We start from the raw sequence: 14,082 nt of genomic DNA, 5'->3' as shown, positions 1-14,082 counted from the left end.
AAGCGTAAAAAAACCGGATCGCCAACTGGCGGCCCGGTTTTTTTGTGCTATACGCCTATTCTATTCGTTCGGCGCGATCTATTCGGCCGGCTCAACGACCGGCTTGCCGAGCGGTTCGGCGACGAGCGGCTCCGCCTTGGCCTGCCCCTTCAGGAGCGGCGACCGGTTCGTCAGCCCTTGCACCAGCTTGTTCAGGTCGATGCCGGATACGCTCTTCAGCATCTCCGGAGCGGTAGCCATAAGCGAGGCGACATAGTTGCTGACGCGGGCGGCGCCTTCGCCGTGTCCCGTGTCGACGACGGTCAGCTTGTCGATGGCCGAGATCGGCTCCGCCACCTTGCCCGCCAGCTCCGGCAGCATCTTCGCGACGATGTCGAGGACGGCCGCTTCGCCGAAGCTCTCGAACGCTTGCGCCAGCTTCTCCTTCGCTTCCGCTTCCGCGAGCCCCCGCAGCCGGATAACTTCCGCCTCCGCTGTCCCCTTCGCCCGCTCCGCGTCCGCGATCGCAAGACCTTCGAGGCGCTTCTGCTCGGCCACGGCCTTCGCTTCCGCTTCGATCTTGTACTGCATCGCGTCCGCCTCGCGCATCCGCTTCACCCGATCGGCTTCCGCCGCCTGCTCGACGGCATAGCGATCCGCGTCCGCCTTCTTCTTCACTTCCGCGTCGTACTGCTTCTCGCGGCGAAGAATCTCCTTGCCCTCGAGATCGATCTCGCGCTCCTTGCGGACGAGTTCGACCTGCATCTGCTCCTCGACGACGCTCTGCTTCGAACGCGCTTCCTGAATCGCATAGGATTGGTCGGCTTCCGCCTTCGCCATGTCCTGTTCCTTCTTGAAGGATGCAACCTTCAGTTCCTTCGCTTTGGTCGCTTCCGCGATGTTCGTGTCGCGCAGCAGCTCCGCCTTCTGGCCTTCTTCCTCCGCGAGCGCCTTCTGAATCCGCGAATCCCGGATCGCCTGGGCTTCCGCGATCTCCGCGTCTCTCTTGACCGCAGCGATGCGCGGCTTGCCGAGCGCTTCGAGGTAGCCGTGCTTGTCGCGAACGTCCTTGATCGTGAAGGAGACGATCAGCAAGCCCATCTTCTTCAGGTCTCTGGCGGCGACGCCTTGAACCTCCTGCGCGAACTTGTCGCGGTTCCGGTACACTTCCTCCACCGTCATCGTCCCGAGAATCGCCCGCAGATGGCCTTCGAGCACTTCCTGGGCTTCGCTCTTCAGCGCTTCGGTCGGCTTGCCGAGGAATTGCTCCGCCGCCGTAGCGACGTCTTCGACGGCCCCGCCGATCTTGATGATGGCAACCGCATCCGTCAACACCGGAACGCCCTGTTCGGTGTATACCTCCGGCGTCGTCACGTCCAGCTTGTGGGAGAGCAGCGACAAGCGCTCCGCCTGCTGGAAGATCGGCAGAATGAACGCTCCTCCGCCTCTTACGATTTTGATTTTCCGACCGGTGTCGTCCACCGATACGTTCTTGCTGCCCAGGAACGATCCCGTCACGATCATCGCCTCATCCGGCGATACGGTCTTGTAGCGAGCCCAGAAAGCGAGCGCGAACACAAGAAGAATCGCAACGACTCCGACGGGTATGTACAAATATTCCGGAATATTGTCCAAGCTTCCTCCCTGCCTCTCTTAAAGTTTAGTAGGAGAACGATTCCTTGCTACTCCATTCTGGAGACGTACAGCGTTCCTTCCTTCACCTCGACGATGACGACCTTCGCTCCTGCGGGAACCTCTTCCTTGTCGAAGCTCGCGGCCACATGGTTCGAGAGTCCGCCCACCGTCTTCACCAGCACCTCTCCGTAGCCGACAGCCGGCACCGGCGTCAGCACCTCCGCGAGCTTCCCGGCCAATTCGTTCATCGAGTAGCCCGTCGAATTCTCGCTGTTCTTCATCGGCTTGACGTAGACGAAGTACATGCCCGCTCCGACCAGGATGGCGCCGAGCACGGCAAGAACGAGAACCGAATAGCCGGGCAGCGACGAGTAGTGATGAAGCAGCAGGCCAAGACCTCCGAACACCGTAATTCCGCCCGACAGAACGACCGGCTGGAATACGTCGTGAAGATCGATCGAGAACAAGCCGCCCAATGCATCCCCCAAGCCGTCTCCGAACACGAGCGTCACAAGAGCCATCAGCGCGCCGAACAGCAAGCAGCACCAGAACAAAACATCCATCGGTATCCCCCCTTCGAGCAACTTTCCGGCTGCAGTCGACGTCTCACTAATTAATACGATTAGTTTGGGGTGGAAGTTTCTTGGAACTCGACATTTTAGGGGATTTTTAACAGAGCTAGACCTTCGCGCGTCTGTCGCGGAGCCATTCGGACGAGTCAAACGTTGGGCAAATATGCTATAATGATTCTGTTTGCGAAGGAGGCCTCATATGAGCGAAACAAATTCAACTCCCAAACCTTCCCGGAGATGGCTCTCCGCCGGATGGTTCGCGGCTCGGCTATTCATCTACACCATCCTGTGGCTGCTGCTGTTCGGCTTGCTGTCAGGCTTGGTGGCCGTGGGCGCGGCGGGAGGATACATTGCGGCGCTGGTCAAGGACGACCCGATACGCCCGCAAAGCTTGATCGAAGAAAAAATCAATGAGAATTCCATCACGGGATTCGTGTACTTCCGGGACAACACGCTCGTCGGGCAACTGCGAACGGAAGAGGATCGCCGCCCTGTCACGTACAGCGAGATCCCGGAGTCGATCATCAATGCCGTTGTGTCGATCGAGGACCGCAACTTCTTCACGCATCCCGGCATCGATGCCAACGCGTTGCTGCGGGCGGTCAAGCAGCAGCTCCTGAACGAGGAGGTTCAGACCGGAGGCAGCACGCTGACCCAGCAGCTTGCCCGGCAGGTGTTCCTGACCCTCGACAAGACGAACAGCCGCAAGGCCAAGGAGATCTTCCTCTCCCTCCGCCTTGAGCAGTTCCTGTCCAAGGAGCAGATCATTACCGCCTATCTGAACAAGATCAATTACGGCAACGGAAGCTCCGGCTATAACCTGTACGGCATCAAGTCCGCCGCCAAGGGAATCTTCGGCCTCGAGCTGAACCAGATCAACCTGGCGCAGGCCGCCTACCTGGCCGGCTTGCCGCAGCGTCCCTCCGCCTACTCTGCGTTCACGAGCAAGGGCGAGTTCAACGAGACCAACTTCAACCGGGCGCTGAACCGGCAGAAGCTCATTCTCGAGAAGATGCTGGAGTACGGCAACATCACGCAGCAACAATACGCCGAAGCCTCGGCATTCGATGTATACTCCTCCTTGGCCAAGCCCACGGAGAAGGCATACAATACGTATCCTTACCTGATGCTCGAAGCCGAGCGGCAAGCGGCGCGCCTGCTCGTGCTGAAGGACAATCCGGAGCTTACGCAAGCGGATCTGAACAAGAGCGAGAACAGTGCGCTGGTCGAGGACGCGCGGGCGCAGCTCCTGCGGGGCGGCTACAAGGTCACGACGACCATCGACAAGCAGGTGTACGACTTGATGCACGGGGTGTCCGAGGATGCGGACAACTTCTCCCCCGACAGCTCGACGAAGGGCGTCGAGCAGATCGCTTCCGTCATGATCGACAACAAGACGGGCGCGATTCTCGGCATGATCGAAGGCCGCGACTTCCATATCGAGCAGATGAACTTCGCGACGCAGATGACGCGGCAGCCTGGCTCCGCGATGAAGCCGATCGCCGCCTATCTGCCAGCGATCGAGAAGGGGCTCATCCAGCCGGCCTCCGTGCTGGACGATTCTCCGATCATTCTGAACAACGGCGGCACAAGCAAACATATCCCGAAGAATTCGAACGACAAGTACGCAGGGCTCGTTACGGCGAGAACGGCGCTCAACAAGTCGCTCAACATTCCGGCGATCAAGATTTTCCTGGACAAGGTAACCATCCAGGAAGCCTGGAGCTTCGCCCGCGAGCTTGGGATCACCACGCTGGTCGACGAAGACAATCAAGCGCAAACGGGCGTTATCGGCGGCCTTACGTACGGCACAAGCGTCGAAGAGCTGACGAACGCATACAGCGCGATCGCGAACAAGGGAGTGTTCAACGACTCCTACATGATCGAGGAGATTCGCGACGCGAACAACAACATCGTCTACAAGCACGAAGCGGCGCCGACGCGCGTCGTCTCCGAGCAGTCCGCCTACCTGATGACCGACATGCTGCGGACCGTCGTGACGGAAGGCACCGCGACTTCGGTGAAGTCGGCGTTCAAGAATTACGGCAAGATTCCGATCGTCGGCAAGACGGGCACAACGTCGAACTACTCCGATGTCTGGTTCGAAGGCTTCACGCCGGACATTACCCTCGGCGTATGGGCCGGCTACGAGAAGCCGATCCACACGCTCTCGGGAGACGGTCGCAACCGCGCGAAGCAAATCTGGGCCAAGGTCATGAACGCCGTCACCGACGCGAAGCCGGAGCTGTTCCCGACCGAGTCGTTCGAGAAGCCGGACGGCCTCGTCTCGATGACTGTCTCGAGCGTCAGCGGCAAGCTTCCGACCGACCTGACGAAGCAAGCCGGCAAGCTGACGACGGACCTGTTCAACAAGAAGTTCATTCCGACGGAAGCGGACGACTCCCTCGTGAAGGTCAAGTACATTACGTACAACGGCGTCAATTACTTGCCGCAGGACGGCACGCCGGAAGACCTGCTGCGGGAATCCGTCATGATCAAGCGGGAAGCCCCGCTCGATCAGTTGATGGAAGACATCCAGAACGCGCTCGGCAGCGTCGCCGCGGACAAGCGCAAGGCGCTCTCGTTCTACCTGCCGCAGGACGCCAAGGACAGCGCTCCTTCGAAGGTGGACCCTCGCGTCGAAGACGGCGCGATCCCGTCGGCGCCGGCCAATGTCGTGGCGGAGACGCTCGACAGCACCAAGGTTCGCATCACCTTCGCTCCCAGCCCGCAAGCCGACGTAGCCGGCTACCGGCTGTACCGTTCCGTGAACGGGGGATCGTTCCAGAAGGTGGAAGCTTCGATCTTCGCCGGGGACGAAGCGAAGTTCATCAACTACACCTCTTCGAGCAACACGTACGATTACTATGTCACAGCCGTCGACGTCGCGGGCAAGGAGTCCCCGCGCAGCGCGGTCGTCTCGGCCGGGAGCGAAGGCAGCACGTCCAGCGGAGATCCGCTGGACCCGAACTTCCCGTACCAGGGCGATAACGGCTCAAGCGAGCAGACTACCGGCGGCGAGACGTCCGGGGGCCAGACGACGACGGAGGGCACCCCCGCCCTTCCTTCCGCTCCGGCGGGCCTGCAAGCCCAGAAGACGGAGCTCGGCATTACGCTCGACTGGAGCGCGAACGCGGACAACGATAAGGTTACGCAGTACGAAGTGTGGTACACCGCCACCGAGAACGGCCGCTACAAGCTGCTGGGCTCGACCGCGCAGAACCACTTCGAATACGTCACGCTGTCGCCGACCGGCTGGTACCGGGTCACAGCGATCAGCAGCGCGGGAACGTCCGATCCGTCCGCAGCCGTCGCGGTTCAGTAACCGCCGGGCGCGCGCGGAGGCGCAATAAGCTAGGAAGAACCGTCAGGGAAGCTGCTCCCTGGCGGTTCTTTTTGGGCTAGGGGGCGTCCGGAATGCCGGTATTCGCTCCCTCCCTTGGTCCGAGAGGGAGGGAGCTTTCGCGATTTTATATGAATTTTCACATTCATCGACCGTGGATTCGGGGGAATCGCGGTGTTTTATGTGGTTTTTCGCATATATACGGGATCTCGAGCCGGAAATCCCCCCACGAATGTGATTTTTCACATAGAATCGGACAAAGCACCCGCTTTCGTGCAGCACGAATGTGATTTTTCACATAAAATTGGTTTCTGCGGGTTCAGCGGGTTCAGCGGGTTCAGCGGATTCGGTAGGTTCGGCGAGTGCGGCGGGTTCGGTGGGTTCGGCAAGTGCAGTGGGCTCAGCGGGTTCAGTGGGTTCGATGAGTTCGGTAGGTTTAGCGGTTTAGGTGGTTTCAGCAGGTTAGATAAGTTAGATAAGTTAGATGAGTTAGACTGGTGCAGCAGGTGCGGTGTACGGTGGTTTAGGTGATTTCAGCAGGCTGATCGGATTAGATAAGTTAGAGGAGTTAGACGGGCTAGACGGGTGCAGCAGATTCGACGGTTTAGGTGGTCTAAGCGGTCTAAGCAATTTAGATCGGCTAGATGAGTTCTGAGGGTTCAAAAAGTTGCAACGGTAGTTCTGCAGGTTCTGCGGGTTCTGCAGGTTCTGCGGGTTCTGCGGGTTCTGCGGGTTCTGCAGGTTCTGCGGGTTCTGCAGGTTCGGCTTGCTAGATGCACAATCCACAATGAACAACGGAGGCGCCCGGTCGGGTGACCGGATGCCTCCGTTGCTTGGACTTGCGCTTAGTCTTCGATCGTCGACAGGTCGCCCGTCGGAAGATTCAGCTCCCATGCCTTGAGCACGCGACGCATGATCTTCCCGGAGCGAGTCTTCGGCAGCTTGTCGCGGAACTCGATCTCGCGCGGGGCCGCATGGGCGGACAAGCCCACCTTGACGAACTTGGAGATGTCCGCCTTCAGCTCGTCGGAAGGCTCGAAGCCTTCGCGCAAGGAGATGAACGCCTTGATGATCTCGCCGCGAAGCGGGTCCGGCTTGCCGATGACGCCGGCTTCGGCGACCGCGGGGTGCTCGACGAGCTTGCTCTCGACCTCGAACGGGCCGACGCGCTCGCCCGACGTGTTGATGACGTCGTCGATACGGCCTTGGAACCAGAAGTAGCCTTCTTCGTCCTTGTAAGCGGAGTCTCCGGAGACGTACCAGCCCGGAATCCGGAAGTATTCCTCGTACTTGGCCGGATTGTTCCAGATCTTCCGCATCATCGAAGGCCACGGCGTCTTCACCGCAAGATTGCCCATCCGATACGGCGGCAGCTCGTTGCCCTGGTCGTCGATGATCGATGCTTCGACTCCCGGCACCGGACGTCCCATCGACCCGGGCTTGATCTCCATGCCCGGGTAGTTGCAGATGAGCTGGCCGCCGGTCTCGGTCATCCACCACGTATCGTGGATGCGTTGGCCGTATACCTTCATGCCCCAGCGAACAACTTCCGGGTTCAGCGGCTCGCCAACGCTGAGCACATGGCGCACATTCGACAGGTCGAACGGCTTCACGGCATCGTCTCCGGCGCCCATCAGCATCCGGAACGCCGTCGGAGCGCTGTACCAGACCGTCACCTTGTACTTCTGCAGCGTGGCGTACCAGTCCTGCGGGCTGAAGCGGCCGCCGCGGACGACGTTCGTCACGCAGTTAAGCCACGGAGCGAAGATGCCGTACGACGTTCCCGTCACCCAGCCCGGATCGGCCGTACACCAGTACACGTCGCCTTCCCGGAGATCGAGCACAACGCGCCCGGTGTAGTAGTGCTGGATCATCGCGTTCTGAACGTGATAGACGCCCTTCGGCTTGCCCGTCGAACCGGACGTATAGTGAAGGATCAGGCCGTCCTCGCGGGTCAGCCACTCGATCTCGGCTTCGTTCGAGGCTTCCGCCATCGCTTGCTTGTAATCGACGATTCCGTCGCCTTCCTGCACGTCGTCGCCGAACACGATCAGATGCTTCAGCTCCGGAAGCTCCGATCTCTGAATGCGCGGCAGCAGCGCCGTCGACGTCAGAATCGCGACCGCCCCGCTGTCCTGAAGCCGATCCCGGACCGCAGTCTCCATAAACGCTTCGAACAACGGTCCGACGACCGCGCCGACCTTCAGAGCGCCGAGAAGTCCGAAGTACAACTCCGGAGAACGGGCCATGAAGATGAAGATTCGATCGCCTTTGCCTACGCCCAGCTTGCGCAGAACGTTCGCGAAGCGGTTGGATTGTTCCGCCATCTGCGCGTACGTGTAGCTCTCGTCCCGCTGGCTGTCGCTGTAATGCAGAGCGATCCGGTCGCCCTTGCCATTCTCGACATGGCGATCGATCGCCTCGTAGGCCATATTGACCTTGCCGGTCTGCGACCAAGAGAAATTCGCTTCCACGTCTTCCCACTTGAAGCTCTGCAACGCTTCCTCGTATGACCCCATGTTGGATGTCGATGCCGTTACCGCAAGCTTCTCTTCATGCTGCAATGTCATGACCTTCACCTTCCCGTTCGATAGGCAGAATCGTCCTGCCGAGTATACGCTTACAACATACTAAGAATGGCTTGACTCCGTCATTATATCACAGATTCGTCACATACGGCACTCCATTCCCGCGAGGATAATCCTCCGAACAGGGCGACATTTCCGCTTCAAGCCGTTTTTTCCAATGCTTCGTCCAGGTCTCCTCTCCCCCTATTCCCTCGCATGGTGTATAATGACATCATTCAAAAGGAGAGATCGCCATGGAGCATAGGAAGCGCTATCATCGGCACGTTCGCCAAGGACGTGCAGGACCGATCATCATCGAAGGCCCCATCCCTCCCGAGCAATTGCGCACATACACCCTCCATCGCGACCTGGATGCCTTCCGCCGGCCGAAGGAGCAGCACGAAGCGCTTGTTGAGATCGCAGAGCTGCCCGAGGGGCGGATCATCGCAGCCGTGGACGGGGAGACCGTCGTCGGATACGTAACGTTCCACTACCCGGACGAGCTTGAACGTTGGTCCGAAGGCGGCATGGACGACCTGGTCGAGCTTGGCGCCATCGAGGTCGCCGACGAATACCGCGCGCAAGGCATCAGCAAGGCGCTTCTGACGACGGCGTTCGAAGAGGGCCAGCTCGACAACGCCATCGTCTACACGACCGAGTACTACTGGCATTGGGACCTGGAGAACAGCGGCCTGTCGGTATGGCAATATCGCGAGGTTATGGAAAATTTGATGAAAATAGTCGGCATGGTTTGGTTCGCCACAGACGATCCCGAGATCTGCGCGCACCCTGCGAACTGCCTGATGGTTCGCATCGGCCCCGAGGTTCCCTTGGCCTCCGCGGAGAAGTTCGACAAGGTCCGGTTCAGGCAGCGATTCATGTACTAACCGAAAGGAAGAGATGGCTTTGACATTGCCCGCATCCGATCCGTTATGGATCGATTGCTCCAGCTCGAAGCGTTATCGCTTTAACGACGACCATCCGTTCCACCCGATCCGGCTTCGCCTGACCGAAGAGCTTCTTGCCGCCTCCGGCGCGTGGGACGAGAGCCGGCTGTGGAAGCCGGACACGTCCATTCCGCACGAGCAGTTGGAAGAGATCCACCGTTCGGATTACCTCAGAGCCGTCAGGGAGCTCAGCAAGCCGAATCCGTCGCAGGAAGCCATCGACCAGGCTCCGAGATACGGCCTCGAAGCGGACGGGGACACGCCTTATTTTCCAGGGATGCATGAAGCGTCGGCAGCGGTCGTTCAAGGCTCGCTCGCAGCGGCGGAAGCCGTCATGACGGGGCGGGCACTGCACGCCTTGCATCTCGGAGGCGGGCTTCACCACTCCTTCCCGGACCGGGCGTCCGGCTTCTGCGTCTACAACGACGCGGCGGCCGCGATTCGCTGGATGAACAAGGAATACGGAGCCAAAGTGCTCTACATCGATACGGACGTGCATCACGGGGACGGCGTGCAATGGTGCTTCTACACCGACCCGGACGTGTTCACATTCTCGATCCACGAGACCGGCAAATTCCTGTTCCCCGGAACCGGCTTCGCGAACGAACGCGGCGTGAACTCCGGCTATGGGGCTTGCCTGAACGTTCCGCTCGAGCCGTACACCGAGGATGACTCCTGGCTCGCTTGCTTCAGCGAGGCGCTCGAGGTCGTCATGAGATCGTTCAAGCCGGACGTTATCGTCAGTCAGCACGGCTGCGATGCCCATGCGCTGGACCCGCTCGCACACATTCATTGCAGCATGAAGATCTACCGGGAGATTCCGCGAATCATTCACCGCCTCGCGCACGAATACGCCGATGGACGCTGGGTCGCGCTCGGAGGCGGCGGCTACGAGCATTGGCAAGTCGTGCCTCGCGCCTGGGCGCTGCTCTGGCTGGAGATGTGCGACCACCCGCTGCTCGCCGAGATCGACTCCTCCCCTTCGGGCGGCCCGCTGCCGGCCGACTGGCCCAAGCTCGATTCGCCGCGCCGGCCATCCGAGCTGCCTGGCAATTGGCTGGACGACACCGGCCTATGGACGCCGATGCCCCGTCGATCGGAGATTGCGGCGAAGAACAAAGAAGTGCTCGATATCGCACTCCAGCACTTGGGATAAAGCTTGGACAGCTTGAACATAGCAGCAAGGGCCGCCGTCCTGTCATCAGGATTGCGGCCCTTCTCTTCGTTAGCGATTACGATTATATCCGCTTCAGCATCTCGTTGACGATCCGATACGAGTTGTTGGACGCCTCGATGGTGAATTCCGCGAAGTTCACGGAAGCCGAACCATCCGCCTTGTCCGACATGGAACGGATGACGACATAGCCGACATCGTTCATCGCGCACACCTGCGCGACAGCCGCGCCCTCCATCTCGGTGCAAGCTCCTCCGAACACCTCGAACAGCTCCTGCACCTGGTTGCGATCGGCGATAAACTGATCGCCGGACAGCACCTTGCCGAGCTTCACGCGTCCCGGCAGCACGATCTCGCCCGCTTCCTTCGCCATTGCGACGAGCTGCTCGTCTGCCTTCCACTCCGAGGATGGCTGGTATGGAATAACGCCGCGGGCGAAGCCAAGCGCCGTCACGTCGATGTCATGCTGAAGGCAGCTCGTGGAGATGACGACGTCCCCGATGTTCAGCTCCGGGTCGACCGCTCCGGCTACGCCGGTGAAGATCACCTGCTTCACGTTGAAGCGGTCGATCAGCACCTGCGTGTAGACGGCCGCATTGACCTTGCCGACACCGCACTTGCAGAGCACAACAGGCTTCTCGTTCAAGGAGCCCGTGTAGAAGACGATGCCGGAACGGTTCATCTCGACCCGATCATCCATCTGGCTGTGGAGCAGGTCGATCTCCTCCTGCATCGCTCCGATAATTCCAAACATGGAAAACCTCCTTCTCCTAAAGGGAAGAAAATGCCCCGTCACAGGCGGGCAAGCTTCCTGTACAGGGCACCTTCTTCTATCATGAGTATGTCAAACATTTAAACCGATGCGACGGATTGGCGAATAATCAATTCATGCGGAAGAACAACCTTCGCGTTCTCGACGGATTCCTTCTTCATCAGCTTCGTCAGCAGACGCATGGCAACCGCTCCGATGTCGTACATCGGCTGCGCGACCGTCGTCAGTTGCGGACGAACCATCGAAGCCATGCGGATGTTGTCCACAGAGATGACCGAGATGTCTTCCGGAACCTTCAGCCCCGCATCTTGGATCGCGTGGATGGCGCCGATCGCCATCTCGTCGTTCGCGGCGAAGATTGCGGTCGGGCGCTCGGAGAGCCCGATGAAGTGGTGGGCCGCTTCCATTCCCGCTTCGTACTTGTAGTTGCCGATGCGAACAAGCTCTTCGTCAACCGACAGACCGGCTTCCTCGAGCGCACGCTTGTAGCCCTGATAACGGGCGAAGCCGTTCGCGGGGTCCTGCAGCGTTCCGCTGATCATCGCGATGCGGCGATGGCCTTCGGAGAGCAATCGCTTCGCCGCGTCGTAAGCGGCCAGCTCATGGTCGATGTCGACGGAAGGAATCGTTCCCTTCTCATCGGTCGTCGCGCACAGAACAATCGGCACATTCGACGTGTTGAACGCTTGAATGTGTTCGTCGGTTACTGCGCCGCCCATGAAGAGAAGACCGTCGACCTGCTTCTCGAGAAGCGTGTTGATGACGCGAATCTCCTTGTCCTTGCGCTTATCCGCGTTACAGAGGATGATGTTGTAGTGATACATGTTGGCGATGTCTTCGATCCCTCTGGCGACTTCGGCGAAGATCGCGTTCGAGATATCGGGGATCACGACGCCGACCGTCGTCGTCTTCTTGCTGGCCAATCCGCGCGCAACGGCGTTCGGGCGATAGCCCAGCCGTTCGATTGCTTCGAATACTTTCTTCCGTGTCTGAGGCTTCACGTTCGGGTTGTTGTTGACGACACGGGATACCGTTGCCATCGACACGCCGGCCTCGCGAGCCACATCATATATGGTTACCGTCACGTTACTCGCTCCAATGCTATGAACAACCATTGCCCGGCTTGTCCATGGGATATTAAGGTAATGATACGACAAATTTGCTGATTCCGCAACGTTTAGCCCGCTTTATCGCCGAAATATCGACGATTCACCCGTTTTTCCCGGTCGGACTCCTTCTCTTAGGCTTCCTGAAGCCGTTCCGCAAGGAATTGTTCGGTGATTCTCCAGTGGGATTCATCCCAGACGGGCTCGCCGTTCTTGATCAGAATCGCTTGCGGGGACTTGTGGGTTACCCCGAGCGTCTCTGCGATGTCGTTGCTGACGGGACGGTCTTCGATTACATGAACGATCGCGAATTCGACGGAGGGCGGAGCGGCATCGGCCAGGTAATTCGTCAGGGCCTCATGCGCTCCCGCGCTAACCGGGCATTGCGTGCTATGCTTAAACACAAGCAGCGGCTTCTCGCTCGATTGCCGAAGCGCCGCCTTCCATTGGTCGATGCTGGTTAGTTGCGTTATCGCAGCCAGGTGATCACCTCCATGAAAATAATATCGTTTGTTTTCATGGTAGCAGAAATGTCCACGTTACGCAAAACAAATAACGGGGCATTCGCCCCGTCTGCGTCAAATTACGATATGTATTGCGCGCTAAGCTGGGACAACCTGCCGCGCAGCTCCTTCTGCCACTTCTCGTCTCGCAGGGATGAGGCGACGAGCAGAAGGTCGAGCAGCTCGTTTGTCCTGTTCTCGATGCTCCGGGCGACCGCCGCCGCATCCAGAGGCTGCCGATTGGCCGCCATATCTCTAAGAACCGCCGCCCACTCGTGCTGCTCCTCGAACGGGATCGTCTGCGGCTGAGGCTTCGAGCCCATCCTTCCGACGAGTTGCCCCAGATCTTCCTTCACTCCGGGAAACACTTCGTTGCGCGAGCAGAATTCGCAAGAGTAGACGGGAACATTGGCAATGCTGACCTTGTGGACGTAGATCAAGGTGCGAAGAATCAAAGTCATGGTGTGACCGCAAGAACAACGTTTGTGCAACGGACTCTCTCCTCATTCGACAATTATGGCAACAGAGATGGCGGCAGAACTGGAAAAAAAAGCGACAGCGCCGCAGACGGGTGCCAGCCTGTTGGGCGGCGCCAGTCCTGGGATGCGGGACGGCACCGCTTCGACCATTGTATTCGCCCTCCTCGCCTCCGATTCCTTCTTTAGAAGCCACTGTAAATTATGGTATCTGCGGGGATTCGTCGCGAGGATGGTCGTGGGGATGGTCGTAGGGATTCGCCGGATTGGGTAAGACAAGAATAAGAACAGCCGAACCTTAACGGATCTGCTATTCTAAAATAGGCAGCATGCGGCTTGCGTTCGCGTGCCGCGACTATGCCGCGACTATGCCGCGACTATTAGGTTATGCGCGCTGGGAGGCGAAGAGATGGGACAAACGAAGAAAGTCGTCTGCCTGATCGACGACGAATTCGAGGATTTGGAGCTGTGGTATCCGGTTTATCGCGCCCGCGAAGAAGGCGCCGAGGTTGTATACGCAGGGCCTGAGAAGGGCCGCAAGCACATCGGCAAGTACGGCGTCCCCGCCGTGGCCGATATGTCTTATGAGGAACTGGACGAGGCGGCCTGCGACGGGCTGCTCGTGCCGGGAGGCTGGGCGCCGGACAAAATCCGGCGCGACGCCCGCGTGCAGCAGTTCGTCCGCCGCATGAACGAGGCCGGCAAGCCGATCGGGCAGATCTGCCACGCCGGGTGGGTGCTGATCTCGGCCAAAATCCTGGAAGGCCGCAAGGTGACGTCGACCCCGGGCATCCGGGACGACATGGAGAACGCGGGTGCGGAATGGTTCGACGAAGCCGTCGTCGTGGACGGCAACCTGATCTCCGCCCGCAGACCGCCGGACCTGCCGGAATACGCGAAGGCGTTCTGCGACGTTCTCTACGGCAGACGGTAGCATTGGCCGGGGCTGGGCGGAGCGGCGGACAATCGGGGGAGGCGCCGGATATATGTGAAAAATCACATAAAACA

General features: G+C 59.4%; 11 protein-coding genes. 4 read left to right on the top strand and 7 right to left on the bottom strand.

Annotated features, from left to right (window positions below):
- Nucleotides 1-78: 78 nt before the first annotated feature.
- A complete protein-coding gene (locus tag E6C55_RS26010; protein WP_136372789.1) occupies nt 79-1,605 on the bottom strand; it encodes a flotillin family protein in 1,527 nt (508 codons plus the stop codon).
- A gap of 56 nt (nt 1,606-1,661) precedes the next feature.
- A complete protein-coding gene (locus tag E6C55_RS26005) occupies nt 1,662-2,177 on the bottom strand; it encodes an NfeD family protein (protein WP_136372757.1) in 516 nt (171 codons plus the stop codon).
- Between the two features lie 208 nt (nt 2,178-2,385).
- Between E6C55_RS26005 and E6C55_RS26000 the strand changes: the two genes are divergently transcribed.
- Complete coding sequence (locus tag E6C55_RS26000) at nt 2,386-5,511, top strand: penicillin-binding protein 1A (protein ID WP_136372756.1); 3,126 nt, start codon at nt 2,386-2,388, stop codon at nt 5,509-5,511.
- Nucleotides 5,512-6,374: 863 nt separating this feature from the next.
- Here E6C55_RS26000 and acsA read toward each other — a convergent pair.
- The gene (gene acsA / locus E6C55_RS25995) at nt 6,375-8,099 is read right to left on the bottom strand and encodes an acetate--CoA ligase (protein WP_136372755.1); all 1,725 of its coding nucleotides are present in this window, start codon (nt 8,097-8,099) and stop codon (nt 6,375-6,377) included.
- Nucleotides 8,100-8,350: 251 nt separating this feature from the next.
- Here acsA and E6C55_RS25990 point away from each other — a divergent pair, with 251 nt between their 5' ends.
- Together E6C55_RS25990 and E6C55_RS25985 are read left to right on the top strand one after the other, a co-directional pair.
- Nucleotides 8,351-8,983: a GNAT family N-acetyltransferase gene (locus E6C55_RS25990; RefSeq protein WP_136372754.1), complete on the top strand. Its 633-nt coding sequence runs from the start codon at nt 8,351-8,353 to the stop codon at nt 8,981-8,983.
- A gap of 19 nt (nt 8,984-9,002) precedes the next feature.
- Complete coding sequence (locus E6C55_RS25985; protein WP_230986868.1) at nt 9,003-10,199, top strand: acetoin utilization protein AcuC; 1,197 nt, start codon at nt 9,003-9,005, stop codon at nt 10,197-10,199.
- Between the two features lie 82 nt (nt 10,200-10,281).
- Here E6C55_RS25985 and E6C55_RS25980 read toward each other — a convergent pair whose 3' ends face one another.
- The 4 genes from E6C55_RS25980 to E6C55_RS25965 all read right to left on the bottom strand — a co-directional run bounded on the left by E6C55_RS25980 (nt 10,282) and on the right by E6C55_RS25965 (nt 13,059).
- Entirely contained in the window at nt 10,282-10,971 is a 690-nt protein-coding gene (locus tag E6C55_RS25980; RefSeq protein ID WP_136372752.1) for a 5'-methylthioadenosine/adenosylhomocysteine nucleosidase, read from the bottom strand.
- 98 nt (nt 10,972-11,069) lie between these two features.
- The gene (ccpA, locus tag E6C55_RS25975; RefSeq protein ID WP_136372751.1) at nt 11,070-12,074 is read right to left on the bottom strand and encodes a catabolite control protein A; all 1,005 of its coding nucleotides are present in this window, start codon (nt 12,072-12,074) and stop codon (nt 11,070-11,072) included.
- 155 nt (nt 12,075-12,229) lie between these two features.
- The gene (ytxJ, locus tag E6C55_RS25970) at nt 12,230-12,550 is read right to left on the bottom strand and encodes a bacillithiol system redox-active protein YtxJ (RefSeq protein ID WP_330999663.1); all 321 of its coding nucleotides are present in this window, start codon (nt 12,548-12,550) and stop codon (nt 12,230-12,232) included.
- Between the two features lie 128 nt (nt 12,551-12,678).
- On the bottom strand, nt 12,679-13,059 hold the full coding sequence (locus E6C55_RS25965) for a hypothetical protein (RefSeq protein ID WP_136372749.1): 381 nt from the start codon (nt 13,057-13,059) through the stop codon (nt 12,679-12,681).
- Nucleotides 13,060-13,483: 424 nt separating this feature from the next.
- Between E6C55_RS25965 and E6C55_RS25960 the strand changes: the two genes are divergently transcribed.
- Entirely contained in the window at nt 13,484-14,008 is a 525-nt protein-coding gene (locus E6C55_RS25960; protein ID WP_136372748.1) for a type 1 glutamine amidotransferase domain-containing protein, read from the top strand.
- Nucleotides 14,009-14,082: the final 74 nt, after the last annotated feature.

The organism is Cohnella fermenti (genome assembly GCF_004801405.1).
In the GTDB taxonomy this organism is placed as follows: Bacteria; Bacillota; Bacilli; order Paenibacillales; family Paenibacillaceae; genus Cohnella; species Cohnella fermenti.
Note: the sequence above shows the minus strand (reverse complement) of the source record. Positions and strands in the feature narration are given on the sequence as shown.

What these genes read in the sequence shown, in the direction of transcription:
- E6C55_RS25990 (WP_136372754.1), top strand. Translation starts at nt 8,351, where the DNA reads ATGGAGCATAGGAAGCGCTATCATCGGCACGTTCGCCAAGGACGTGCA.
- E6C55_RS25965 (WP_136372749.1), bottom strand. Translation starts at nt 13,059, where the DNA reads ATGACTTTGATTCTTCGCACCTTGATCTACGTCCACAAGGTCAGCATT.
- E6C55_RS25960 (WP_136372748.1), top strand. Translation starts at nt 13,484, where the DNA reads ATGGGACAAACGAAGAAAGTCGTCTGCCTGATCGACGACGAATTCGAG.
- E6C55_RS25980 (WP_136372752.1), bottom strand. Translation starts at nt 10,971, where the DNA reads ATGTTTGGAATTATCGGAGCGATGCAGGAGGAGATCGACCTGCTCCAC.
- E6C55_RS26005 (WP_136372757.1), bottom strand. Translation starts at nt 2,177, where the DNA reads ATGGATGTTTTGTTCTGGTGCTGCTTGCTGTTCGGCGCGCTGATGGCT.
- acsA (WP_136372755.1), bottom strand. Translation starts at nt 8,099, where the DNA reads ATGACATTGCAGCATGAAGAGAAGCTTGCGGTAACGGCATCGACATCC.
- E6C55_RS26000 (WP_136372756.1), top strand. Translation starts at nt 2,386, where the DNA reads ATGAGCGAAACAAATTCAACTCCCAAACCTTCCCGGAGATGGCTCTCC.